The sequence below is a fragment of the Actinomadura sp. 7K534 genome, from assembly GCF_004348575.1.
Classification (GTDB): domain Bacteria; phylum Actinomycetota; class Actinomycetes; order Streptosporangiales; family Streptosporangiaceae; genus Spirillospora; species Spirillospora livida.
Window position 1 is genome coordinate 1 of sequence record NZ_SMKB01000064.1, and the last position, 24120, is coordinate 24120.

Consider the following 24120-nt stretch of genomic DNA (forward strand, 5'->3'; position numbering starts at 1 on the left):
GCGCGGGTGGGCGGGGTCCGTCACAGGAGGTCCCTCATCCGGCGTAGGCCGCGAGTGGTGCGGGCCTTGACGGTGCCCAGGGGGATGCACAGGCGGTCGGCTATTTCCTTCTGGGTCAGCTGTCCGAAGTGGGCCAGGACTATCGCCTGGCGTTGCGGGGCGGGGAGTCCGGCCAGTGCTTCGCGGATGTCGCATGCGGCGTCCACGGCGGACGTGCGGTCGGGCACTCCGGCGGTGTCCTCCAGCGGGACCGATCTCCGGGAGTGGCGGGCCTCGGCGCGCAGCTGGTCGATGGCGCGTTTGCGGGCGATGGCCAGGACCCACGGCTCCAGGCCGCGGGAGGGGTCGAAGCGTCCGCGGGATCGCCAGACCTCCAGGAAGACCAGCTGGACGACGTCGTCCACGGCGTGGTCCGGTACGAGTCGTCCCGCGTGGCGGCGGACGAGGGGGCCGAGCGCGGTGTAGCACTCGGCGAGCGCTGCCTCGTCGCCGTCGGCGAGCCGCTGTTCCAGTCTCATGCGGCCCAGGTCCCCGGAAAAATCGCTTCAAAACTTGTTCATAGTCCAAAGTGGGGCAAAGGGAGCGGATCAGAGGGCTCCGGGGAGGGACGCCAGGGCGGTGACGGCCTCGGGGAAGGCCGCCACCCGGGTGATGTGCGGCGGCAGGCGGTCGCGGTTCCAGCCGGGTCCGCCGACCACGAGGCGGTACGGCGGGCGGGACGCGGGCAGTTCCGCCAGCCAGGCCGGGTCGCCGGTCTCGGCGGTCTGCGACCAGACGAAGACGGCGTTCGGGCCCGTTCTGCGGATCGCGGCGGTCAGGGCCGGGGGCGGTACGCGAGCACCCAGGGTCAGCGCTTCCACGCCGGTTTCGGCGAGGGCTGCCGCCAGGGCGTGCACGGGGAGGCTGTGCTGCTCCTCCGGCGCGCACGCCAGCAGGACCGGACGTCCGTTCGGCGGCGCGGCCGGCGTCTCCGCCAGGCACCCGAGCACCACGGCGGACAGGAGGTGCTCGACCTCCACGCAGTCGCCGGACGCCGCGTGCTTGCGGCCGATGCCGATCAGCACGGGCGCGATCAGGTCGTCCCATGCGCGGACGACGCCGTCGCGGCGGAGGGCGTTGCGCACGGTCCCGGCGGTCGCGGAGGCGTCCAGCGCCATCGCCGCGCGGGCCAGGCCGCGCACCTCCGTGGCCTGGCGCTCGTCGTGGTCGGCCTTCAGCGGGACGCGGTTGCCGCCGGCGCCGTGGGCGCGGGGGGCGGGAGGTTCGCCAGGGGGCGCCTCAAGCGCGACCCGGGCCGCCTCCTGGGGCGGTACGCCGGTGAGGATCTGGCGCTGCATCGTCTCCAGCCGGGCCACGTCCGCCGGGGTGTAGCGGCGGTGGCCGCCCGCGCTGCGGCCGCTCGGGCCGATGCCGTAGCGGCGGTCCCAGGTTCGGAGGGTGGACGGCGCCACGCCGAGGCGCTGCGCCACCGCGCCCACGCCGAGCTGGGCCTCCCGCATGCGTCCGCTCCCCCATGTCGTCCCGGACCGCACAGCGTACGCCTCTCACTTGAGCGGGTCGTGTCCCCAGTTCATCAGGGAGTAGCGCCACTTGGTGTCGGTGACGTCGCCGGACGGGCGCTGGGCGAGATGGCGCTGAACGTAGCCCGTCACCTTGCGCATGTGGGCGTGGTCGTCCTCGGTCAGGTCGGCCTTCTTCGCCCGCAGCAGGGCGACGATCCGGCGGCCGGACGCGTGGCCGGTCGACTCTCCGCCGCCGTCCTTCTGGCCGACCGACCGCGACTCGTCGGTCTCCAGCCACCGCTCCAGTTCCGCGGCCGTCATGTTGACGGCGCGGCCGAACTCGGCGGCGTCGTCATCGCTCATTTCGAGCCCTTCCGCCGGCGCAGGGCCGCCCCCTTGTGGACGGCCTTCTTGCCGCTCTTCTCGCTGCGCACGACGTACTGCGGTTCCTCGGGCGAGGCGGCGACGGTGCGGCCGGCCTCCTCGCGGCGGTCGGTGACCTTCTTCTCCACGCGGCCCTCGGCCGTGGAGCCGTGGCTGCTCCAGGCGACCTCGTCGCCCACGGCCGGTTCCTTCTTGCCCTTCTTGTCATTCCTTCCCATGGCTGTCGCCTACCCGCCGTTGCCGCGGTTGTCACCACGAAAGTCCTGGTCAGACGGTATTCATCCGCGGCCGCCCGGGGCGGCGCCATCCCGGGGGCGGGAGGCGGCAAAATCCGTTTCATGCGTGCTTGTGCAGGTCAGCGGAGGGTACGGGGCCGATCGACCAAAGGGGGAAACATGATCGGCAAACTGCACAGCTGGGGCATGAAGTCCAGCCACATGTACTCGGCGGGCATCGCCTCCATCGGCCTGGCGTTCGCCTCGTGGGCGGCGTCCAACCGCCTTGAGGCAGCGGGCGTGGAGCGGGCCGACCGGTGGGGGATATTCATCGGCGAATGGGCCCCGACCTTCTTCGCCATTGGGGTCGCCCTCCGCCTGGAGGAATCGCACGACCAGGCGGCGATGGAGGCGTCCGGGCAACGCGGCCGAGCGGAAGAGAGAGTCGGCGCGGCGCAGTCCACCATGCGGTAGCGACCGCAAATCGCGGCGGTTTCGGCCACGCCGCCGGGCATGGGTGCAACCGATCGGCCACCGGGTTCCGAAGAACGGTGCACAACCATTCGGACGACGATGGAGGAACCGTGCACTCCCGACATTCTGGGCACAGTCGTTGAGGGCGGCGGACGGCCGGGTCGTCGTGGTCGGGGCGGGACTGTCCGGGCTGTCGGCGGCGATCCACCTCGCGGCGCGCGGCCGCGAGGTCGTGGTGGTCGAGGCGCGCGACGAGCCGGGGGGCTGCTGCGGCTCGGCGCACGCCGGTCCCTACCGGTTCGACACGGGCCCTTCGGTGCTGACCATGCCGGGGGTGCTGGCGGACACGTTCGGCGCGGTCGGCGAGGACATGGAGAACCTGCTCCCGCTCCGGCGGCTGGACCCCTACTACCGCCTGTCCTTCCACGACGGCTCCCGGCTGGACGTGGTGGCGGGCGCGGAGCGGATGGCCGAGAACGTCCGCGCGCTGTGCGGGCCGGACGAGGCGGCGCGGTACCTGCGGTTCCGGCGGCGGCTCAGGGCGATGTTCGACGCCGAATGGCAGGCGTTCATCGACGCGGACATGACCCGGCTGCGGAGCATGGCCCGCCCGCTCGCGCTGCTCAGGCTGGCGGCGGCGGGCGGGTTCCGGCGCCTCGACCGGTTCGTGGCGGCCCAGCTCACCGACGAGCGGCTCGTCAGGGCGCACACGTTCCAGGCGCTGTACGTCGGGCTCCCGCCGGGGAAGGCGCTGGCCGTCTATGCGGTCGTCGCGCACATGGACACGGTCGGCGGCGTGTACTTCCCCGAGGCGGGCGGGATGCACGCCGTCCCGCAGGCGCTCGCCGCCGTCGCGGAGAAGGCGGGCGCCGCCGTCCGGTACGGCGTGCGCGCCGAGCGGGTCGAGACGGACGCGTCCGGGGTGGCGGCGGTGCGGCTGGACGGCGGCGAGCGGATCTCCGCCGGGCACGTGGTCGTCGCCTGCGACCTGGCGCGGGCCCACCGGGGGCTGCTGCCGGACGCGGCGGGCGACTGGCGGCTGCGCCGTCCGCGGTACTCGCCGTCCTGCCTGGTCATGCACTTCGGGCTCGACCGCCGGCTGCCCGGTCAGGCGCACCACACGCTGCATTTCGGCCGGACGTGGGCGAGCACCTTCGCGGCGCTGGCGCGCGGGCGCCCGCAGCCCGATCCGAGCGTGCTGGTCACGTATCCCGAGGCGGACGGCGCGGCGGCACCGGCCGGGCACGCCACGCTGAGCGTCCTCGAACCCGCCCCGAACCTGGCGGGCGGGACCGACTGGGACCGGCTCGCCCCGCGGCTGGAGCGGCGGCTGCTCGGCCGCCTCGCCGAACTCGGGTACGGCGACCTGTCGGCGGCGCCGCGGCTCGCCTTCGATCCGCGGGACTGGTCCCGCCTCGGCCATTCGGCGGGCACGCCGTTCGCGCTGGACCACCGGTTCGGCCAGACGGCCTGGTTCCGGCCCGCGGGCCGGAGCCGCCGCGTCCCCGGCCTGCACTTCGCCGGGATGTACACCGCGCCCGGTGTGGGCGTCCCCACGGCTCTGATCTCCGGACGGCTCGCCGCCGCCCGCATCCTGGAAGGCCGCCGATGACGCTGACCGCGAGCTACGAACACTGCCGCCGCCTCAACGCCCGCCACGGACGCTCGTTTTACCTGGCGACGCTGCTCCTTCCGGCGTGGAAGCGCCGCCATGTGCACGCCCTGTACGGGTTCACCCGTCATGTGGACGACATCGTCGACGCCTACGGCAACGAGGCCACGGACACGGAGGTGCGGGCGAAGGCGCTCGACGACGTGACCCAGAGGCTGAGTGCGAGCCTGGAGGGAGAGGTGATCCCGGACCCCGTCCTGCCCGCCTTCGTGCACACCGTCCGCTCCTTCGGCATTGAGCGCAGCGACATCGACGCCTTCCTGCGGTCGATGCGCACCGATCTCACCGTGACCCGGTATGCGACCTACGACGACCTGCTGGTGTACATGGAGGGCTCGGCGGCCGCGATCGGGCTGATGATGCTCCCGGTCCTGGAGACGGTGCCGAGTGCGGGGCGGGCGGCCCGCGAACCCGCGCGCGAGCTGGGACGGGCGTTCCAGCTGACCAATTTCCTGCGGGACGTCGCCGAGGACCTGGAGCGCGGCCGCATCTACCTGCCGCAGGAGGATCTCGCCAGGTTCGGGGTGACCGAGGACGACCTCCGCTCCGGCGGCCGCACCCGGCCGCTGCGGGAGCTGGTGGCCTTCGAGGCCGGCCGCGCCCGCGACCACTACCGCCGCGCGCTGGACGGCCTCGGCCTGCTCGCGCCCTCGTCCCGGCCGTGCATCCGCGCCGCGTACGAGCTGTACGGCGGCATCCTGGACGAGATCGCCGCGGCGGACCACGACGTGCTGAGCGCGCGGGCGCGGGTGCCGCGCCGCCGCCGGGCCGCGATCTTCGCGCGGCACATGCTGGCCGCGTCCGCCGCGGGCCGCGCCGAGCGGCGGCTCCCGGCCCGCGCGCTGGAAGACGGCGCCCTGGGAGACGGGGCGCTCGGGGACGGGCAGGTCTGAGATGGATGCGGCGGCTGACGGAGGCGGGGCGCTGCGCCCGGTGGTGCTGGACGCGATGGGCGGCGACCACGGGCCGGCGGTGACGGTGCCGGGAGCCCTGGCGGCGCACCGCGAGCACGGTGTCCCGGTGGTCCTCGCGGGGCGGGCCGACGAGGTGGAGCACGAGCTGCGCCGGCACGGCGGCGCGGGTGAAGTGGAGGTCCTGCACGCGGACGAGGTCGTGCCGATGGCCGAGCGCGGCGCGGGTGCCGCCGCCCGGCGGAAGTCGAGCCTCATGATCGGGTGCGCGGCGGCGCGGCGGCGGGGCGGCTCGTTCGTCTCGGCCGGGTCCACCGGGGCCGTGGTGACGTGCGCGGTGCGGGCGTTCGCGCGGCGGAAGGGCGTGCTGCGTCCGGCGCTGGCGGTGGCGCTGCCGACCATGGCGGGTTCGACCGTGCTGGTCGACGCGGGCGGGACGTCCGATCCGACCCCGGAGATGCTCGCGCAGTTCGCCCTGCTGGGCGCCGCGTACGCGCGGAACGTCCTCGGCGCCCGCGACCCTTCGGTGGGCCTGCTGTCCATCGGCGCCGAGCCGGGGAAGGGCAACCGGCTCGCCCGCGGCGCCGCCCGGTTGCTGCCGGGCCTGCCCGTCCGCTTCCACGGCAACGTGGAAGGCCACGACGTGCTGGCCGGGACGGTCGACGTGGTCGTGACGGACGGCTTCACCGGCAACGTCGTGCTGAAGAACATCGAGGGCTGCGTCCGGACCACCCTCGACATGGTCGCCAGGGCCGGTATCGCTCCGCCCGCACGGCTCGCGGAGGTCGCGCGGCTCTACACGGCCGACACGCACGGGGGCGCCGCCCTGCTCGGCCTGACCGGCACGGTCGTGGTGGCGCACGGCTCGTCCGGGCCGACCGCCATCGCCCGCGCGTGCGCGGTCGCGTCCGAGCTGGGCGAGGCGGACGAGCCCCTGCCGGTGGGGGACCGCGCTTCAGTGGGGCCGGTCGCGTGAGGCGCTCACTCGGAACCGCCAGGGCGCAGGGGGTCGCGGCCGTCCCAGGCGCCCTCGCTCCCGTAGGGGACGAATCGGGCGAACAGCTCCTCGCTGTACCAGTCCTCGCCGCGCACCCGGTCGATGACGGTGCGGTGCGCGTCGCCCCGGTAGGCGAACCGGGCGATGGCGGCGTCGTCCTCCCACAGCGAGAAGGTCGCCTGCCGGGCCAGCGGCCACTCCCCCACCCCGATCGAGGCGAGGCAGCCATCCTGGCGCCGCAGGTCGAGGTCCACGCCCGGGACGGACCGGTAGAACGCCGCCAGCCGGCGCGGGCGGATCGACGCCCGGGTCAGCACCGCCACCGGCCCGCCGGCGGGCCTCGCGGCCGGGACGGCGGCGGCGAACGGGTCGCGTCCGCCCCAGCGGCCCCGGGAGCCGAGCGGGGCGAGCCGGACATGCCACGACTCCTCGGCCTCGTCCCGCCACCGTCCGGCCACCGGCGAGCGCGCCAGGAACTCCTCCAGCGCCCGCTCCCCGTCCCACACGGCGAAGAGCGCCCAGCGGCGCAGGTCGGCGCCGAGGCTCATGGACCGGCCGCGGCCGGTGCCCAGCAGCCGCCAGAACGGCAGGCCGCCGGTGCCGCGCAGCACCGGCCGGTCGAACGCCATGTACCGCATGGCGTCCGCACGCGCGTACCTGATGAGGTGGAACGAGGCGATGACGCTGGACTCGGTGGCTCCCCTGCTCGTCGCGGTCATCGGCGGCTACCTGCTCGGCTCGGTGCCGGTCGCGGTGCTGGTCGGGCGCGCGCACGGCCTCGACCCGCGGGAGACCGGCGACCGCAACCCCGGCTTCTGGAACGTCATGGAGCAGCTCGGCTGGAAGGCCGCCGTCCCCGTGTTCGCCGGGGACATGCTGAAGGGCACGGCGGCGGGTCTCGTCGGGCTGGCCGCGGGCGGGGGCTCGACCGGAACGCTCGGGACGGTGACCGGCACGAGCGTCCTGCCCGTGTACGCCGCCGTAGCCGCGGCCATGGCCGGGCACGCGTGGCCGGTGTTCGCGAGCCTGCGCGGCGGCCGCTCGATCCTCGCGTTCGCCGGCGGTTTCGCCGTGATCTGCCCGCCGGCGTTCGCGCTCGGCCTCGCGCTGCTGGCCGGCACGAGCCTGGCGCTGCGTTCGTTCGCGTGGGGCACGCGCGTGGCGGTGTTCTCGCTGCCGGTACTGCAGCTCCTCTTCGCGCCCGCCGCGCACGTCGCGGGGACCAGCGCGCTGATGTGCCTCATCGGGCTGCGCTTCGGGCAGGCCGCCGTGGCGGGGCGCCGCGCCTGACGGCCGGGCGGGCGTAGCCGCGGCCGCGCCAGGTGCGCGCCGGCCGGAGCGCCGACCACGTCAGGCGCACCGCCGTCAGCGGGTCGAGTAGGGGGGACAGCGCCAGGCCCGTGCCCGGACGCGCGTAGCTGCCGCGCAGGGCGGCGAGCAGGAGCAGGCGCTGGACGAGGAGGCCGAGATCCAGCGGGGTCGGGCGGCCGGCCGCCAGCCGCAGCCAGGGCAGGGCCAGGGTCAGCCAGACGACCGCGAGGTCGGCGGCGAGCGCACCGCCGGTGGTGACGTCGCGGAGCGAGATCGACCGCCCCCACTCGCGCCACACGTCCCGTGCCGACTCGTGCATGTCGACGTCGAGCAGGGCGCGGGCGTCGCGGAAGACGACCGTCCAGCCGTCCCGGGCGAGCAGGCGGCCCAGCGCGACGTCGTCGGTGAGGTTGCCGCGGACGCGCTCGAACACACCGGTCGCCACCAAGAGGTCCTTGCGGAACGCCAGGCACTGGCCGTTGACCAGGAGCCGGTCCGGGGACGCGGCGGGGCCGACCGGCCCGAACCGGTAGACGAGGCTTGCGAGGAAGGAAGCGTGCAGCGCCTGCTCGGCGACGCCGCCGCACACGAACCGCGGCGCGGCCGACACCAGCCGGGCCGACGTTCCGAGCAGCGCGGCGAGTTCGGCGCAGAGTCCCGGTCTCGGGCGGGTGTCGGCGTCCAGGAGGACCACGATGGCACCCGACGCGGCCGACACGCCCTGGTGCAGCGCCCACTGCTTGCCGACCCATCCGTCCGGCAGCGGCGCGCCGGAGACCACCTTGGCGCCGAGGTCCGCCGCGACGCGGGCCGTGCCGTCGCGGGACTCGTCGTCCACGACGATCACCTCGGACACGTCGGGGTCAGCGAGGAGGGGCCGGAGGCAGCCTTCGATCCGGGTCTCCTCGTCCCGCGCGGGGATCACCACCGACACCGGCTCCGGCGGCGGGCCCGAGGCTCCGGGGGCGAGCGGCGCGGGCCGGGTCCGGCCGCGCGACAGCCGCGCGGCCACCACCCCGGCGGCCACCGCCTGGCAGGCGGTCAGAAAGGGCGTCACGTCACCGCGCCCGTCCGTGCGGGCAGGTCCTCCTCGACGAGGGAGGCGACGATCCGGCCGCCCATCGCGACCAGCGGGAGCCCGCCGCCCGGATGCGCCGACCCGCCGACCAGGTACAGCCCGCGCCGCGGCCCCCGGTTGCCGGGCCTGCGGAACGGCGCCAGCGCGCCGCGGTAGGCGGTGCCGTAGATCGCGCCGCCCGGGGAGCCGTACCGGTCGCGCAGGTCCGCGGGGGTGAACGTCTCCACGAACCGCAGCCGCCCCGACAGGTCGTGGCCGCGGCGCGCCAGCGTCTCCAGGACGTGCTCCCCGTAGGCGTCCGGGTCCGCCGGCCAGCGGCCCGGATCGCCCGCCGGGACGTTGACGAGCAGCACCCAGTTCTCCGCGCCGCCGGGGGCCTGCGACGGGTCGTCCACCGCCGAGCAGCCGATGTAGACCGTCGGGTCGCGGGGCGGCACGCGGCGGCCGAAGATGTCGCCGAACTCGCCCGGGTAGTCGGCCGAGAAGACGACGGAGTGGTGCGGGAGGCCCTCGGTGCGCCCCTCCACCCCGGCGAGCAGCAGGAACGCCGAGGAGGACGGGCCGAGCCGCGCGATCCGCCGCAGCCTGCGGCGGTCCGGGAGCAGACGCCCGTACAGCGCCTCGGCGTCGGCGTTCACCACCACCGCGTCGGCGGCCACCCGCTCGCCGGACGCCAGCACGACGCCCGTGACCGCGGACCGGTCGGCGGTCACCTCCGCCACCTCGGTGCCGGTGCTGACGTCCACGCCCGCGTCGAGCAGGAGGCAGGCCAGGTCGTCGGCGAGCCGGGGCAGCCCGCCCAGCACGTACCAGCCGCCGTCCCCGTGCTCGATCGCCGGGACGCAGCCGAGCGCGGCCGGCGCGCGGTACGGGCTCGACCCCGCGTACGTCGCGTACCGGCCGACGTACTGGCGCAGCCGCGGGTCGCGGAAGAAGCGGCGGGCGAGGCCGTCCAGCGTCCGGCCCGGCGCGACCGCGCGGAGGTCGCCGAGCCGGGCCTGCTCGGGGCGGCGGCCCAGCGGCCCGGCGAAGAACGTCCGGCGGGACGCGTCCAGGCAGGCCGCGGCCCACCGGTGGAAGGCCCGCCACGAGGCCCCCTCCCCCGGAGCCAGCCGGTCGACCTCGGCCGCCATGCGGACCGGGTCGCGGTACGCGCGCAGCTCGGAGCCGTCGGCGAAGCGGTAGCGGCACAGCTCGTCCAGCTCCACCAGCTCGCGCCCGACGCCCAGCTCGCGGAAGACGCCGGGAAGCGTCAGCAGCGACGGCCCCAGCGAGAAGGCGAAGCCGTCCCGCTCGCGCTCGGCGAGCTTCCCGCCGAGCCGGTCGAGCCGCTCGTACAGCCGGACCCGGTGGCCGCCGCGCGCCAGCAGCAGCGCGGCGACCATCCCGCCGACGCCGCCGCCCACCACGATCACCTCGGCCATCGACGCCTCCCCGCCAGCACGGCGCACGTCCCCATCGCGATCCCGCCGGTCGCCGCGACCACCCGGTCGGGCGGCTCGAACACCGCCGCGAACGCCAGCGTCTCCATCCCCGTCATCACCCCGTAGATCGCCACGAGCCCTCCGGGCGGGGCCGCCTCCGGCCGCCCCGCGATCTGCTCGATCATTCCCATGACCAGCAGCGACACCACCAGCCAGCCCGCGAAATTGCTGACCGGCACGCCCCGGTACGGGCCCTCGTGCACCCAGGTCCACAGGCCCAGCCGGAGCATCTGCGGGTCCAGGAACAGGTCCCACGCCGTCAACGCGAACGCCCCGGCCGCCCAGCGCGCGGGCCCGCCCTGCGGGACGATCGCGGTGGCGACCGCGTGCGCGGCCAGCCCCATTCCTCCCCAGGCCACCGCCACGATCAACGGCACCCCGCCCAGCTGGGGCCGGAGCAGCGGCGTGTAGGAGTACTTCCCGAACGGGACGCCCGCGCGGACGCCGATCCACTCGGCCGCGTATCCCGCTCCCGCCGCGGCACCGAAGGCGCCCAGCGCGCGGCAGGCGCCGTCCCGCCCGGCGCGGAACGCCACGGCGCTCGACGCCAGCAGCACCACGACCACGCTGGTCAGCCGGATCGGGGCGGGCCGCACGCCCGACAGGACCTGCGCCACCACCATCGACCCCAGGAACCCGGCCCCCGCGGCCGGCCAAATCCGCGACCGCCGCCCGGCCCCGGCCACGCGCCACCCGGCGGCGCGCACGTGCCGCTGGAGCCACCGCCCACGCACATCCCCCATACACGACCTTCGCGAGAAGGCGCCGCCACGGATGCACCCCTACCCCGAGCGATCAGCGGCGGGCCCGCCCGGGGCGTTCCCAGGTTCAGGGTTCGGCCTGGTCAAGCGGGGTAGGCCACGCCGCGTCTCCCCCCAGAGCGCCAGGCGGAACGACACGGGCGAACATCCGGGGGGAACGCGGTGCGAGGACGGTGGCTGTGGCGCGCACGCGCGGTGCGGTGGCCCGCGGGCATGGGGATCGCGGCATGGCGGTGGCTGCTGCGCTCCCGCCGGACACCGCGGCGCAGGCTGCACTCGGAGGCGTGCACGGACGTCGACCGGCTCCCGCGCCACGAGGGCGACAAGGTGCAGGACGCGCGGCAGGGCGTGGGGCCGGTCTTCCAGCGGCGGTACATCGTCCGCATCTCCGGCAGCCCGCTGACCCCCGCCGAGCTGATCAAGCGGGTCGGCGACGACCTCAACGCCGCGACCCCGGTGGAGATCGCCGTCTTCGACAAGATCTCGGGAGCCGCCGGGTCACTGCAGATCGGGGACGAGTACGACGTCCACATGCCGGGTCCCTGGAACTGCCCGGTCCGGGTGGTGGAGCACGCGCCGACGTCGTTCCGGTTCGCCACCCTGCACGGCCACCTGGAGGCCGGGGAGATCGAGTTCCGGGCGGTAAGGGCCGGCGAGGACGACCTCGTGTTCACGATCGAGTCCTGGGCGCGGAGCGGCGACCGGCTCGCGGAGGTCCTCTACGCCAGGGTGGGCATCGCGAAGGAGATGCAGCTGCACATGTGGGCGCACTTCTGCCGCCGCGTCGCCGAGCTCTCGGGCGGGCGGATGACCGGTGAGGTGGCCGTCGAGACCGAGCGGACGGACGTGCCGGGGAACGGGCGGGGCATCCTGGCCCGGGTCGCCGCGACGGCCTTCACCCGGACCTTCGTCCTCGCGACCCGGCTGCGCGGCGACCGGCCCCTGCACCCCGAGGGGCTGGTGTTCGACGCGACGCTGAACCTTAACGGGACCTCGCGGTACTGGGGCGTCCCGTTCCTGGACGACACCGCGGAGGTGCAGGGTCTCGCCCGCCTGTCTCGGGCGGTGGGGCTGCCGGTCGCGCTGCCGGACATCCTCGGTCTCGCGCTGCGCTGGCCGCAGGCCGACACCGGCGACGGATCGACCGCCGAACTGCTCCTGGCCACGACCGGGCATTCGGTGCTCGGCCGCCGCCTGCTGCGCCCCATGAGCAGGTGGAGCCCCGCCTTCTACGGCTCACTGCTCGCCTACCGGGTCGGTGACCGGAGGGTGCTGCTCGGCGCGGTCGGGCGGCGCGAGCCCGCCGTCCCGGCGCGCCTCGACGCGCTCGCGCACGCCGCGGACGAGCGGGCGCTGCAGTTCGACCTCGTGGTGGCGACCGAGTTCGGCCGCTGGGAGCGGTTCGGGGAACTGCGGCTCACCGGACCGGCGCGGGGCGACGACGAGCATCCGATGCGCTTCAATCCGGCCCGGCACCCGATCCACCAGATGCCGCCCGCGGGCCTGCTGCAGCAGGTGCGCGGCCCGACCTACGCCGCTGTCCAGTACACCGCGCGCCGGGCCCGGAGGGCCCGGGATGCGCGTACGGAACGCGACCGGCGGCCGGTGAAGTCATCGCCATGAGACGGAGCCGGCTCGTCCAGCGGCGGATGCGGCGGTTGCACGACGACCTGCCGGGGCGTCCGCTCAACTTCGATCCGCGGCGGCACGACATGCACCGCCCGGAACCCGGCTGGCACGTCGACGACTACCGGCAGCCGCTGCCGCCCGAGCCGCCCGGCCCGCCGGTCCCCGGGGGGAGCTGGGAGACCGCCCGCCGCCTCGTCCGGGACTACCAGTACGCCGATCCGGCCATCATCCGGCGGATCCGCCATTCGGGCCCTCCCGAGCCGGGCCGCGACATGCTCCTCGAAGGCCGGTTCTACGGGCTGCGCTTCTACCTCGGGCTGCGGATCGGGAACGTCGTCGACGGCGTCGTCGTCGAGGGGGACGGACGCCTGGCGAGGGTGTACGGCTGGAACTACCGGACGCTGAAAGGGCACCTCGAACGCGGGCAGATGGACCAGGAGGTGCGCAAGTGGCTCGACACCGGCGAGGTGGAGTTCCACATCCACGCCTTCTCGCAGCCCTCGTCCGACCCCAACCCCGTCGTGCGGCTCGGCTTCAGGGTCTTCGGACGGCACACGCAGGTGAAGTTCTACAGGCGGGCGTGCCGGCGCATGGAGGCGCTGACGAAGGCCGGGCTCGGCGCCCGCCGCGAGCCGCGGGCAGAGCCCCGGGAGGAACTCCACTGACGCCGCGGCCGCGGGTCATCGCCCGGGCTTGACGTCGCCGTCCTCCTCGCCGTCAGTCGCGGGACGGCGGGTCTGGTTCTCCCCCGGCACGGGCGGTCCGCCGGGTGCGCTGGCCGGCTTCACCGGCTTGGCGGCGTCGCCGCTGTCGGTCCGCCCGCGGAACGAGGTGTAGGGCACGGTTCCTCCTGCTCGGCACTCGCCGGGCCCCCGGGGCCGGCGGTTCGTTGCCCAGTGCCCGCCATTTTCCGGAACATTCAGGAACCGCGCATGAATTCCCGGTGTCTCTCGCGGTAGCCGGGACGGACGCGGGTAGTCCCCACCGAAACACCAGTTCAGGGGAGTCATCATGCCTTCACACGCCGAAGTCGAGCGGTACGAGTTCGCGTTCGACGACCGGTTGCGGCGCCCGCTGTCGCTGCTCGGAATCCGGCCCGACACGTGCCACGCCCTGATCACCGCGTCCAGGCTCGTCGTCCGCTTCGGCCCCTGGACGGTGCGCTCGCCGCTGGAGAACATCGCCGGCGCCGAGGTCACCGGCCCCTACGCCGCCTGGAAGGCGACGGGCGTGCGCATCTCGTGGGCCGACCGGGGGCTGACCCTGGGCACCAGCGCCGCGCAGGGCGTGTGCATACGCTTCCACCGCCCGATCCGCGGCGCGGAGCCGACGTGCCTGCTGCGCCACCCCGGGCTGACCCTCACCCTCGCCGACTCCCCCGGGGCGGCGCGGCGGCTGGCGGAGATCGCGTCCGCGCTGCGGGGCCAGGTCGCGGTGGGGGCCGGCCGGGACGCCGGTCGTTAGAGCGGAACCTCGCCGGGTAGCAGCGCCGTGTCGGAGCAGCGCCGGCGACTCATTCGATCAAGGGGGCGGAGATGACGACTCCGGAGGAGAACGCACCGAAGACCGACGACACCGACCAGGTCGTCATGAAGCCGGGCGGGCAGCCCGACCGGGACCCGGACGAGGAGCCCGCCCGGCGGCCCGATACCCGCACCGAGCTCGGCGCCGAGCTGGAGGACAAGATGTCGGAGAAGGGGCTGTCCCGCGACGACTTCTCCGAGTCCTGACGGGCGGCCCGCTCAGCCCGCCTTGAGCGGGACGCGCCAGACCAGGACGGTCCCGCCGCCGGGACGGTCCCGGGTGGCGAAGTCGCCGCCCAGCCCCCCGGCCCGCTCCGCCATGTTGCGCAGGCCGCTGCGGCGGCCCCCCTCGGGGATGCCGACGCCGTCGTCCTCGACGCGGAGGGTCAGGTCCTCGTCGCCGACGTCGATCACCACGGCGGTCTCGGTGGCGTTGGCGTGCCTGGCCACGTTCGAGAGGGCCTCCCGGACGACGGCCAGCAGGTGATCGCCGGTCGCGTCGTCCACGGCGGTGTCCAGGAGCCCGTCCAGTCGGACCGACGGCGCGAACCCCAGCTGCCCGGCCGCGGCGTCGACCAGGGCGTGCACGCGGCTGCGCAGCGACTCGTCGTCGGCCGGGGCCTGCAGCGCGAAGATGGACGAGCGGATCTGCCGGATCGTGTCGTCCAGGTCGTCCACCGCCCGCTGCACCCGGACGGCCACCTCCCGCTTCTGCGTGATCTTGATGGCGGCCATCAGCGTCATCGCGGTGGCGAACAGCCGCTGGATGACGGTGTCGTGCAGGTCCTTGGCGATCCGGTCGCGGTCCTCCAGCAGCGCCAGCCGCTCGGTGTCGCGGCGCCGGTCGCCCAGCTCCAGCGCGACGGCCGCCTGCCCCGCGAACGCCTCCAGGAGGCGCCGGGTGCCGTCGGTGAACAGCGCCCCGCCGCGCGGGTTGATCACCGAGATGACGCCCCGCGCGGAGGGCCCCGTGCCCAGCGGCACCGCCACCACGGGGCCGACCACCGGCTCACCGGACGGAATCCCGGCCTCGAGGGCGGCCTCGGCACCGTCGTCGAGCATCAGCGACGCGCCCTCGTCGAAGACCTTCCCGATGACCGAGTGGTCCCGGGGGACGCGCAGGCCCTGGACCCGGTCGGCGCCGTCGCCGTCCGCGGCCTCGATCACGAAGCCGTCCCCGGACTCGTCGACGAGCGCGACGTTGCCGAGCGCGCCGTCGGCGACCTCCCGGGCCCGCTCGGCGACGAGCGCGGTCACCTGGTGCGGGCCGACGCCGGACAGCAGCGCGGTGGAGATGTCCGCCGACGCCTCCAGCCATCGCTCGCGCCGCCGGGTCTCCTCGTACAGCCGGGCGTTCTCGATCGCCACGCCCGCCGCGGTGGCCAGCGCGGTCACCACGACCTGGTCCTCGTCCTCGAACTCGCCGCCGCCGGCCTTCTCGGTCAGGTACAGGTTGCCGAACACCTCGTCCCGCACCCGGATCGGGACGCCGAGGAACGTCCGCATCGGGGGGTGGCCGGGCGGGAAGCCGTACGACTCGGGGTGCTCGTTGAGGTCCGGGAGGCGCAGCGGGCTCGGGTCCTTGATCAGCAGCCCGAGGATGCCGTGGCCGTGCGGCCAGGACCCGATCTCGGCGATCTCCTCCTCGCCGATGCCGACGGTGACGAACCGGACCAGCCGCTCGCCCTCGCCGCCGATCACGCCGAGGGCGCCGTAGCGGGCGTCGACGAGGGTCGTGGCGGCCTCGGTGATCCGCCGCAGCACCGTCTCCAGCTCCAGGTCGCTGCCGATGGAGACCACGGCCTCCAGCAGCGCGTGCACCCGGTCGCGCGTGGCGCGGGCGGTCTCCAGCCGCGCCTGCAGCTCCAGCAGCAGATCGTCGAGCTGGAGCTGGGGCAGGATCAGCTTCGCCCGTTCGGAACGAGATTCGTCGGCCACACGGCCAGTATCCCCGCAACTGTCAATGGGCGGCGGGGGGACCTTCGTCCTCCCGGCGCGGGACGTCCGAGCCCTGTGTCGCCGGAGGCCATGCGGGTAACTTGAGATCCGGCACCATCGAGGAGAGGGAAGGTCCGATGACGGACGCGGGCGGCGCGAAGCCGATCAGGGTGTTCCTGCTGGACGACCACGAGGTCGTGCGGCGCGGCGTGGCGGCCCTGCTGTCCGCCGAGGACGACATCGAGATCGCCGGGGAGGCCGGCACGGCCGAGCAGGCGCTGGCCCGCATCCCCGCCGCCCGGCCCGACGTGGCCGTCCTGGACGTCCGGCTGCCCGACGGCGACGGCGTGAGCGTCTGCCGCGAGCTGCGGTCCCGGCTGCCGGGGCTGGCCTGCCTGATGCTGACCTCCTACGACGACGAGGACGCCCTCTTCGAGGCGGTGATGGCCGGGGCCGCCGGGTACGTCCTGAAGCAGATCCACGGCTCCGACCTGGTCGGCGCCGTCCGCACGGTCGCCACCGGGCAGTCGCTCCTCGACCCCCGCTCGACCGCCCGGATGCTGCAGCGCCTGCGCGAGCGCCAGGAGAAGAAGGACCCGCTCAAGGGGCTGACCGAGCAGGAGCGCCACATCCTGGAGCTCATCGGGGAGGGGCTGACGAACCGGCAGATCGGCGAGCGGATGTTCCTGGCCGAGAAGACGGTGAAGAACTACATCTCCAACCTGTTCGCCAAGCTCGGGATGAGCCGCCGCACGCAGGCCGCCGCGCTCGCCGCCCAGCTCAAGGCGGACGCGGCGAAACCCAAGGGGGTGTGGGAGTGATGCCCGCCGGCACGGAGCTCGACCAGAGCGGCCTGGAGATCCTGGACCGGGACGAGTGCCTCGCGCTGCTCTCCCGCGCCGCCATCGGGCGGATCGTGTTCACGCACCAGGCGCTCCCGGCGGTCCAGCCGGTCAACTTCGCGTTCGACGGCGCGAACGTCGTGATCAAGGTGTCCCGGACGTCGCGGCTCGCCACCGCCGCCTCCGGCACGATCGTCGCGTTCGAGGTCGACGAGTTCGACGCCGAGGCCCGGACGGGCTGGTCGGTGGTCGCGGTCGGCCCCGCCCGGCACGTCACCGACCCGGACGAGCTGCGGGCCCTCGAACGGCTCCCGCTGCGGACCTGGGCGCCCGGGGAGCGCGACCGCTACATCCGGCTGCGCCCGGAGCTCCTGACCGGACGCCGCGTCCCCGCGCGGGACCTGACCGCGTCCGCGTGACGTCCGCATGACGGGCCCCGGAGCACCGCACGGCCTGCCCGCCGGCGAGGTGGTCCGCGCCCTCGACACCGACGCCGACCGCGGTCTCACCGCCGCCGAGGCGGACGAGCGGCTCGCACGGGAGGGACCGAACACCCTGCCCGCCGCCGAGGGCCGCGGCGCGGTGCTGCGGTTCCTCGCGCAGTTCCACAGCCCGCTGATCTACGTGCTCCTCGGGGCGGCCGGGGTGACGGCCCTGATGGGCGAGCACGTGGACGCGCTGGTGATCCTCGGCGTCGTGATCGTGAACGCGGTCGTCGGGTTCGCGCAGGAGTCCCGGGCCGAGCAGGCGCTCGGCGCGCTCGCCGTCCTCGCGCAGACCTCCGCCACCGTCGTCCGGGACGGGCGGCGCCGCGGCGTGCCCGCGGCCGAGCTCGTCCGCGGCGACCTGGTGGAGCTCGCCGCCGGCGACAAGGTCCCCGCCGACCTGCGGCTGCTGCGCGCCGACGAACTGGCCGCCGACGAGTCGGCGCTGACCGGGGAGTCGGTGCCGGTCGCCAAGGACCCCGCCGCGACGCCCGGCGCGGAGCTGGGCGACCGCACCGGCATGGCGTTCTCCGGGACGCTGGTGACGCGCGGCCAGGGCGCGGGCGTCGTCGTGGCCACGGGGGCGCGCACCGAGCTCGGCGACATCCACCGGCTCGTGCGCGGCACCCGGGCGGTCCGGACGCCGCTCACCCGCAAGATCACCCAGTTCAGCAAGATCGTCACGGTGGGGATCCTCGTCCTGGCCGCGGGGACGTTCCTGCTCGGCGTGGCGCGCGGGCGCGGGACGACGGAGATGCTGACCGCCGCGGTCGCGCTCGCGGTCGGCGCGATCCCCGAGGGGCTGCCGGCCGTCATGACGGTCACCCTCGCGCTGGGCGTGGCGCGGATGGCCCGCCGCGGCGCGATCGTCCGGCACCTGCCCGCCGTCGAGACCCTCGGCGGCACCACGGTCATCTGCACCGACAAGACCGGCACCCTCACCCGGAACCAGATGACGGTGACCGCCGTCGTCGCCGGGGGCCGCGAGTACACGGTCACCGGCAGCGGCTACGCCCCCGACGGGGCCGTGCACGCCGGCGGCGAGCCGGTCGAGCCGTCCGAGCATCCCGTCCTGCACGCCGTCCTCACGGCGGGCCTCGCGTGCAACGACGCGGAACTCGTCCAGCGGGACGAGGGCTGGCAGGTGGCCGGCGACCCCACCGAGGGCGCGCTGGTGACGAGCGCGGCGAAGGCGGGCATCGACTCCGTTCCCGAGCGTATCGCCACGCTGCCGTTCAACGGCGAGCGCCGCTTCATGGCCACCCTCCACGCGGACGGGGTCGTCCACGTGAAGGGCCCCGTCGAACGGATCCTGGAGCTGTGCGACGACCAGGCGGGCCCGGACGGCGAGCCCGAGCCCCTCGACAAGGACGGTGCCATCGGCCGCGCTGAAGCGTTCGGCGAGCAGGCGCTGCGCGTCCTCGCCTTCGCCCGCGCGCACACCGCCGCGGGCGACCTCGACGAGCTTCCCCGGCTGACCTTCCTCGGGCTGCAGGCGATGATCGACCCGCCGCGCACCGCGGCCGCGCAAGCCGTCCAGAGCTGCCACCGGGCCGGCGTGGACGTCAAGATGATCACCGGCGACCACGCCGCGACGGCCCGCGCCATCGGCGCCCACGTCGGCCTGGAGGGCGAGGTGATGACGGGCGCGGACCTCGACGCCGACCTCCCGCCGGAGCGGATCCGCGCCACCACCGTGTTCGCCCGCGTGTCGCCCGAGCAGAAGCTGCGGCTCGTCCAGGCCCTCCAGGACGGCGGCCACGTCATCGCCATGACCGGCGACGGCGTCAACGACGCGCCGGCGCTCAAGCAGGCCGACATCGGCGTCGCGATGGGGCGCACCGGCACCGACGTCGCCAAGGAATCCGCGGACATGGTCCTCACCGACGACGACTTCGCCTCGATCGAGAAGGCCGTCGAGGAGGGGCGCGGCGTCTTCGACAACCTGGTGAAGTTCATCGTGTGGGCGCTGCCGGCCAACATCGGGCTCGGCCTGGTGCTCGTCGCCGCGATCGTCGCGGACACCGAGCTGCCGATCCTGCCGCTGCAGGTGCTGTGGCTGAACATGACCGCGATCCTGGTGCTCGGCCTGCCGTTCGCGGTGGAGCCCAAGGACGACGCCATCATGGACCGCCCGCCGCGCGACCCGTCCCTGCCGCTGATCACCCGCGCGATGACGACCCGGATCCTGGTGGTCTCGGCGGTCCTGCTCGCGGGCGCGTTCGGGCTGCAGAACTGGGAGCGGGCGAACGGCGCGTCCCCGGACGTGGCGCAGACCATCGTGGTCAACGTGTTCGCGCTGACGCTGCTGACCTACATGTTCAACTGCCTCTCCCTGGACCGCCCGCTCCTCTGGCGCGGCGTCCGCCGGAACCCGTGGGTCGGCGTCAGCGCCGCGGCCCTCATCGCGATCCAGCTCCTGTACACCTACGCGCCGGCGATGAACGAGGTCTTCGGGTCCGCCCCGCTCGGCCTCGCCCACTGGCTGCGGATCGTCGCGGTGGCCGTGCTGTCCTACGCGCTTCTCGAACTGGTCAAACGCGTCCAGCGCGGCAGGTCGTAGCGGAGAGGTTCGGGACCTTCGTCCGGGAACCGGGGGCCTCCGGCCACGGGCCCCCCGGCCTCCGGCTGGTTGACTGGTTGTCGAGGACCCTTCCGCACGGGACGAGACTCTGGGAGTGCATCGGATGGATGCCGCGGCCGTGAGCGAGACCCACATCGGCGTCGTGTTCTTCGTGGGCGACCGGGCGTACAAGCTCAAGAAGCCGGTCGACCTCGGGTTCCTCGACTTCAGCACGCGCGAGCTGCGCGAGAGGGCGTGCCACGACGAGGTCCGCCTCAACCGGCGTTTCGCGCCCGACGTCTACCTCGGGGTCTCCGACGTGCACGGCCCCGACGGCGAGGTCTGCGACCACCTGGTCGTGATGCGGCGGATGCCCGCCGACCGGCGCCTGTCCCGGCTCGTGAAGGCGGGCGAACCGGTCGAGGACGCGCTCCGCGACACCGCCCGCATCCTGGCCGCCTGGCACGCCGAGGCGCCGCGCGGGGCCGAGGTCACCGCCCAGGGCACCCGGGACGCGCTCCGCGGCCGCTGGAACGACAGCTTCGAGCAGGTGCGCCCCTTCCACGACCGCGCCCTCGACGGCGCCGCGGCCACGGAGATCGAGGAGCTCACCGCCGCCTTCCTCGCCGGCCGGGCGGAGCTGTTCGACGCGCGCATCGCCGACGGGCGCGTGGTCGACGGGCACGGCGACCTGCTGACCGGCGACGTGTTCTGCCTGGACGACGGCCCGCGCATCCTCGACTGCCTGGAGTTCGACGGGGCGCTGCGCAGCGTGGACGGCCTCGACGACGCCTCGTTCCTGGCCATGGACCTCGAACGCCTCGGCGCGCCCCGCCTCGCCGAGCGCTTCGTCGACTGGTACTCCGGGTTCGCCGCCGACCCGGCGCCGCCCTCGCTGCGCCACCACTACGTCGCCTACCGGGCGTTCGTGCGCGCGAAGGTCGCCTGCCTGCGGTACGGGCAGGGCGTCCCGGAGGCGGCCGACGAGGCCCGCTCGTACGCCGACGTCGCGCTGCGCCACCTGCGCGCCGGGAAGGTCGACCTCATCCTGGTGGGCGGGCTCCCCGGCACGGGGAAGACGTCCCTCGCGGGCGCGCTCGCCGACCGGCTCGGCTGCGCGCTGATCAGCAGCGACCGCGTCCGCAAGGAGCTCGCGGGCCTGCCGCCCGAGGAGTCCGCCGCCGCCCCGTACGGCACCGGCATCTACAGCCCGGAATGGAGCAGGCGCACCTACCGCGAGCTGGCCGAGCGCGCCACCCGGCTGCTCCGGCTCGGTGAGACGGTCGTCCTGGACGCGTCGTGGTCGGCCAAGGAGGACCGGGACCTGCTCGCCGCGGTCGCGGACCGCGAGCACGCGCACCTGACGGCCCTGCGCTGCGCGGCCCCCGCGTCCGTCACCGCCGAGCGGATGCGGGCCCGCGCCCGCGGGCGGAGCATCTCCGACGCGGACGCCGAGATCGCCGCCGCCATGCGCGCGGAGGCGGCCCCGTGGCCGGAGTCCGCCGCGATCGACACCGGCGGGGCGCTGGAGGACGCCGTGGCGCAGGCCCTCGCCGTCGTCCGGCCGGCCGGCGCCGAGCACGTCTGGCACCGCCGCCCGCTGCTGTCCCCGGGCTGAGAGACTCGCGGTACATGATCGACGAGGGTCCGCGCGAGGCCGGCGCGGCGGAGTACGGGAGGGTCCATCGATGCGGGTGATCTCGGAGCGGCAGCTCGGCGCCGTCCTGTCCGGGCTGCCGGGGCGGCCGCGGGTCGTGGCCGGAGGCAACTTCGCCGCGCCCGCGCGGGCGCTGGCGATCCTCGACGAGGCGCTCCCGGAGTACCGGCTGTTCATGCTCAACGCCCAGGACGGCCTGCCCGACCGGGACGGGGTCGACCTGGAGACCCCGTTCGTCGGCGTCGGGATGCGGGGCAGGGACGGCCTGCGGTACTACCCGTCGCGGCTGTCGCTCGTCCCCAACCTGCTCAAGGAGCTGCTCCCGCCCGACGTGGTGGTGATGCAGACGTCCGTGCCCTCGGGCGGGACGGTCTCGCTCGGCATCGAGGTCAACATCCTGCCCGCCGCGATCGAGGCCGTCCGGGAACGCGGCGGGCTGGTGATCGCCCAGCTGAACCCCCGGATGCCGTACACCTACGGCGACGCCGTCCTCCCGCTCGACGAGATCGACTACGCCGTCGAGTCCGACGAGCCGCTCGCCACGCCCGTGCCGAGGCCGCCCTCCGAGGTCGCGCGGGAGATCGGCGGGCGGGTCGCCCGCCTCGTCCCCGAGCACGCGACGCTGCAGCTGGGGATCGGCGGCGTCCCCGACGCGGTGCTGGCCTCGCTGCCGGAGCGCAAGGGCCTCGGGGTGTGGTCGGAGATGTTCAGCGACGGCGTCCTCGCCCTGGAGAAGGCCGGGGCGCTCGACACCACCACGCCCATCACCGCGTCGTTCGTCTTCGGCAGCCGCGAGCTGTACGACTGGGTCGACCACAACGAGCGCGTCCGGATGCTGCGCACCGAGAAGACCAACGACCCGAGCCTGATCGCCCGCAAGCCGCGGATGGTCTCGGTGAACTCCGCCCTCCAGGTCGACCTGTTCGCCCAGGCGAACGCCAGCCGCGTCCGCGGGGTCATCTACTCCGGGTTCGGCGGCCAGACCGACTTCGTCGTCGGCGCCCTGCACTCCCCCGGCGGGCGCGCCGTCATCGCGCTGCCGTCCTGGCACCCGCGCGCGGACGTCTCCACCGTCATCCCGCGCCTGGCCGGTCCCGTGACCTCGTTCCAGCACAGCTTCATCGTCAGCGAGCAGGGAACGGCCGCCGTCTGGGGGCACGACGCCACGTCCCAGGCCCAGCAGCTCGTGGACGAGGTGGCCCACCCGTCCGCTCGCGACGAACTGCGCGAAGCGGGCCGCGAGCTCGGCTTCCGCCTCCGCTGACCCCGCCCCGGCCGCGCCGCCGACCGGGCGCGCCGGTCGACTCCGGATGTTTGCGATAACCAACCGGCAATGTCAATGGGCCGGCGCCGGAAAGCACTCCCCTGCTGGTGCTTGGGGCGCCGGAGCCGCGCCGAGCGATGCCGGGCTCTCCCGGTGTTGACGTGCGTAGTGATAACGCTAACAATCGGGTGGCGAGGAAGGTCACGGTTGTGACGCGTCCCACATGGGCCTATTGACATGGCAGTGTGACCGGTAACAGCCTGGCCCGGACCACCGGCAGCCACCCCCGAGGTGAGACGTGAAGCGTAGGAAGCTCGTCAGCCTGGCGCTGGGCCTTGGGCTCACGCTCGGCATGACCGCGTGCGGGTCGAGTGAGAAGACCGTCGACAAGGAGGCCGAGAACAGGTCGGCCAAGGGCGCCCTGGTCGGCGTCACGATGCCGACCCGCTCGTCCGAGCGCTGGATCCATGACGGCGACAACCTCAAGAAGCAGCTCGAACAGCTCGGCTACAAGGTCGACCTGCAGTACGCCGAGGACGACATCCCCACCCAGGCCAACCAGATCGACAACCAGATCACCAAGGGCGCCCGGCTACTGGTCATCGCCTCGATCGACGGCACCGCCATCACGACGCAGCTGCAGAAGGCGGCCGACCAGAACATCCCGGTGATCGCCTATGACCGGCTGATCCGCAACTCCGAGAACGTCGGCTACTACGCCACCTTCGACAACTACAAGGTCGGCGTGCAGCAGGCGACGTCGCTGCTGGTCGGGCTCGGCCTGCAGAAGCCGGACGGGTCCGCGGGCGACGCGAAGGGGCCGTTCAACATCGAACTGTTCGCCGGTTCCCCCGACGACAACAACGCGACGTTCTTCTACAACGGCGCGATGGACACCCTGAAGCCGCACATCGACAAGGGCACCCTCGTCGTCAAGAGCGGCCAGACGGACTTCAAGACGATCGCGACGCTGCGCTGGAGTGCGGAGCGGGCGCAGAAGCGCATGGAGGACCTCATCACCCGCCACTACGGCGGCGGGACGAAGGTCCAGGGGGTCCTGTCCCCCTACGACGGCCTGTCGATCGGGATCCTCTCGGCGCTGAAGTCCAGCGGCTACGGGACGCCGGGCCAGCCGTACCCCGTGGTGACCGGCCAGGACGCGGAGGCCGCCTCGGTCAAGTCCATCATCGCGGGTGAGCAGTACTCGACGATCTTCAAGGACACGCGGCAGCTCGCCTCGGTCACGGTGAAGATGGCCGACGCCGTGCTGAAGGGCGGCAAGCCCGAGGTGAACAACACCAAGGACTACGACAACGGCGTGAAGGTCGTCCCGTCCTACCTGCTGAACCCCGTGATCGTGAACAAGGACAACTACAAGGAGCACCTCATCGACACCGGCTACTACACAGAGGACCAGCTGAAGTAACGCG

At 74.2% G+C, this 24120-nt stretch carries 25 protein-coding genes; 15 read left to right on the forward strand and 10 right to left on the reverse strand.

Annotation, left to right across the window (positions count from 1 at the left end; genetic code table 11):
- Window positions 1-20: 20 nt before the first annotated feature.
- The 4 genes from E1266_RS15325 to E1266_RS15340 form a co-directional block, all read right to left on the reverse strand.
- A complete protein-coding gene (locus E1266_RS15325) occupies window positions 21-518 on the reverse strand; it encodes a sigma-70 family RNA polymerase sigma factor (RefSeq protein ID WP_132047396.1) in 498 nt (165 codons plus the stop codon).
- A 69-nt stretch (window positions 519-587) separates the two neighbouring features.
- Window positions 588-1499, reverse strand: a complete 912-nt coding sequence (locus E1266_RS15330; RefSeq protein WP_132047398.1) for a MerR family transcriptional regulator — start codon at window positions 1497-1499, stop codon at window positions 588-590.
- A gap of 45 nt (window positions 1500-1544) precedes the next feature.
- Entirely contained in the window at window positions 1545-1865 is a 321-nt protein-coding gene (locus E1266_RS15335) for a DUF3140 domain-containing protein (RefSeq protein WP_132047401.1), read from the reverse strand.
- On the reverse strand, window positions 1862-2104 hold the full coding sequence (locus tag E1266_RS15340; protein WP_132047403.1) for a DUF2945 domain-containing protein: 243 nt from the start codon (window positions 2102-2104) through the stop codon (window positions 1862-1864). Before E1266_RS15340 ends, E1266_RS15335 begins: the two co-directional genes overlap by 4 nt.
- 177 nt (window positions 2105-2281) lie before the next feature.
- Between E1266_RS15340 and E1266_RS15345 the strand changes: the two genes are divergently transcribed.
- From E1266_RS15345 to E1266_RS15360, 4 genes are all read left to right on the forward strand, one after another.
- On the forward strand, window positions 2282-2575 hold the full coding sequence (locus tag E1266_RS15345) for a hypothetical protein (RefSeq protein ID WP_132047405.1): 294 nt from the start codon (window positions 2282-2284) through the stop codon (window positions 2573-2575).
- Window positions 2576-2714: 139 nt separating this feature from the next.
- Window positions 2715-4187 carry a phytoene desaturase family protein gene (gene crtI, locus E1266_RS15350; protein WP_132047407.1) on the forward strand — a complete coding sequence of 491 codons (1473 nt, stop codon included), beginning with the start codon at window positions 2715-2717 and terminating at the stop codon, window positions 4185-4187.
- On the forward strand, window positions 4184-5140 hold the full coding sequence (locus E1266_RS15355; RefSeq protein WP_132047409.1) for a phytoene/squalene synthase family protein: 957 nt from the start codon (window positions 4184-4186) through the stop codon (window positions 5138-5140). The genes crtI (E1266_RS15350) and E1266_RS15355 overlap by 4 nt, the downstream gene beginning before the upstream one ends.
- A gap of 1 nt (window position 5141) precedes the next feature.
- A complete protein-coding gene (locus E1266_RS15360) occupies window positions 5142-6134 on the forward strand; it encodes a phosphate acyltransferase PlsX (RefSeq protein WP_132047411.1) in 993 nt (330 codons plus the stop codon).
- Between the two features lie 5 nt (window positions 6135-6139).
- Here E1266_RS15360 and E1266_RS15365 read toward each other — a convergent pair whose 3' ends face one another.
- The gene (locus E1266_RS15365; protein ID WP_243718436.1) at window positions 6140-6874 is read right to left on the reverse strand and encodes a spheroidene monooxygenase; all 735 of its coding nucleotides are present in this window, start codon (window positions 6872-6874) and stop codon (window positions 6140-6142) included.
- Between E1266_RS15365 and E1266_RS15370 the strand changes: the two genes are divergently transcribed.
- Window positions 6849-7445 carry a glycerol-3-phosphate acyltransferase gene (locus tag E1266_RS15370; RefSeq protein ID WP_132047413.1) on the forward strand — a complete coding sequence of 199 codons (597 nt, stop codon included), beginning with the start codon at window positions 6849-6851 and terminating at the stop codon, window positions 7443-7445. The genes E1266_RS15365 and E1266_RS15370 overlap by 26 nt on opposite strands.
- Here E1266_RS15370 and E1266_RS15375 read toward each other — a convergent pair.
- The 3 genes from E1266_RS15375 to E1266_RS15385 are packed head-to-tail and all read right to left on the reverse strand — an operon-like array spanning window position 7396 to window position 10771.
- Entirely contained in the window at window positions 7396-8523 is a 1128-nt protein-coding gene (locus E1266_RS15375) for a glycosyltransferase family 2 protein (RefSeq protein WP_243718438.1), read from the reverse strand. The genes E1266_RS15370 and E1266_RS15375 overlap by 50 nt on opposite strands.
- Window positions 8520-9968 (reverse strand): phytoene desaturase family protein, encoded by a 1449-nt coding sequence (gene crtI / locus E1266_RS15380; protein WP_132047415.1) that lies wholly within the window; start codon window positions 9966-9968, stop codon window positions 8520-8522. Before crtI (E1266_RS15380) ends, E1266_RS15375 begins: the two co-directional genes overlap by 4 nt.
- On the reverse strand, window positions 9956-10771 hold the full coding sequence (locus E1266_RS15385; protein WP_243718439.1) for a carotenoid biosynthesis protein: 816 nt from the start codon (window positions 10769-10771) through the stop codon (window positions 9956-9958). Before E1266_RS15385 ends, crtI (E1266_RS15380) begins: the two co-directional genes overlap by 13 nt.
- Before the next feature lie 231 nt (window positions 10772-11002).
- On the opposite strand from E1266_RS15385, the gene E1266_RS15390 reads away from it, so the two are divergent.
- Window positions 11003-12412, forward strand: coding sequence for a DUF1990 family protein (locus tag E1266_RS15390; protein WP_132047417.1), 1410 nt, complete (start codon window positions 11003-11005; stop codon window positions 12410-12412).
- Window positions 12409-13083: a DUF1990 family protein gene (locus E1266_RS15395; protein ID WP_132047419.1), complete on the forward strand. Its 675-nt coding sequence runs from the start codon at window positions 12409-12411 to the stop codon at window positions 13081-13083. The genes E1266_RS15390 and E1266_RS15395 overlap by 4 nt, the downstream gene beginning before the upstream one ends.
- 15 nt (window positions 13084-13098) lie before the next feature.
- Here E1266_RS15395 and E1266_RS38015 read toward each other — a convergent pair whose 3' ends face one another.
- Window positions 13099-13260 (reverse strand): hypothetical protein, encoded by a 162-nt coding sequence (locus tag E1266_RS38015; RefSeq protein WP_165966099.1) that lies wholly within the window; start codon window positions 13258-13260, stop codon window positions 13099-13101.
- A 169-nt stretch (window positions 13261-13429) separates the two neighbouring features.
- On the opposite strand from E1266_RS38015, the gene E1266_RS15400 reads away from it, so the two are divergent.
- Together E1266_RS15400 and E1266_RS15405 are read left to right on the forward strand one after the other, a co-directional pair.
- Window positions 13430-13882, forward strand: coding sequence for a hypothetical protein (locus E1266_RS15400; RefSeq protein ID WP_132047421.1), 453 nt, complete (start codon window positions 13430-13432; stop codon window positions 13880-13882).
- A gap of 71 nt (window positions 13883-13953) precedes the next feature.
- Window positions 13954-14148 (forward strand): hypothetical protein, encoded by a 195-nt coding sequence (locus tag E1266_RS15405; protein ID WP_132047423.1) that lies wholly within the window; start codon window positions 13954-13956, stop codon window positions 14146-14148.
- Between the two features lie 12 nt (window positions 14149-14160).
- On the opposite strand, the gene E1266_RS15410 is transcribed toward E1266_RS15405, so the two are convergent.
- Entirely contained in the window at window positions 14161-15879 is a 1719-nt protein-coding gene (locus E1266_RS15410) for a GAF domain-containing sensor histidine kinase (RefSeq protein WP_132047425.1), read from the reverse strand.
- A gap of 137 nt (window positions 15880-16016) precedes the next feature.
- On the opposite strand from E1266_RS15410, the gene E1266_RS15415 reads away from it, so the two are divergent.
- From E1266_RS15415 to chvE, 6 genes are all read left to right on the forward strand, one after another.
- A complete protein-coding gene (locus E1266_RS15415) occupies window positions 16017-16700 on the forward strand; it encodes a response regulator transcription factor (protein WP_132047427.1) in 684 nt (227 codons plus the stop codon).
- On the forward strand, window positions 16700-17140 hold the full coding sequence (locus tag E1266_RS15420; protein WP_132047429.1) for a pyridoxamine 5'-phosphate oxidase family protein: 441 nt from the start codon (window positions 16700-16702) through the stop codon (window positions 17138-17140). Before E1266_RS15415 ends, E1266_RS15420 begins: the two co-directional genes overlap by 1 nt.
- Before the next feature lie 7 nt (window positions 17141-17147).
- The gene (locus E1266_RS15425; RefSeq protein ID WP_132047431.1) at window positions 17148-19769 is read left to right on the forward strand and encodes an HAD-IC family P-type ATPase; all 2622 of its coding nucleotides are present in this window, start codon (window positions 17148-17150) and stop codon (window positions 19767-19769) included.
- A 139-nt stretch (window positions 19770-19908) separates the two neighbouring features.
- Window positions 19909-21387 (forward strand): AAA family ATPase, encoded by a 1479-nt coding sequence (locus E1266_RS15430; protein WP_243718440.1) that lies wholly within the window; start codon window positions 19909-19911, stop codon window positions 21385-21387.
- Window positions 21388-21457: 70 nt separating this feature from the next.
- A complete protein-coding gene (locus tag E1266_RS15435; protein ID WP_132047434.1) occupies window positions 21458-22690 on the forward strand; it encodes an acetyl-CoA hydrolase/transferase C-terminal domain-containing protein in 1233 nt (410 codons plus the stop codon).
- A gap of 298 nt (window positions 22691-22988) precedes the next feature.
- Entirely contained in the window at window positions 22989-24116 is a 1128-nt protein-coding gene (chvE, locus tag E1266_RS15440; protein WP_279436323.1) for a multiple monosaccharide ABC transporter substrate-binding protein, read from the forward strand.
- Window positions 24117-24120 lie beyond the last annotated feature (4 nt).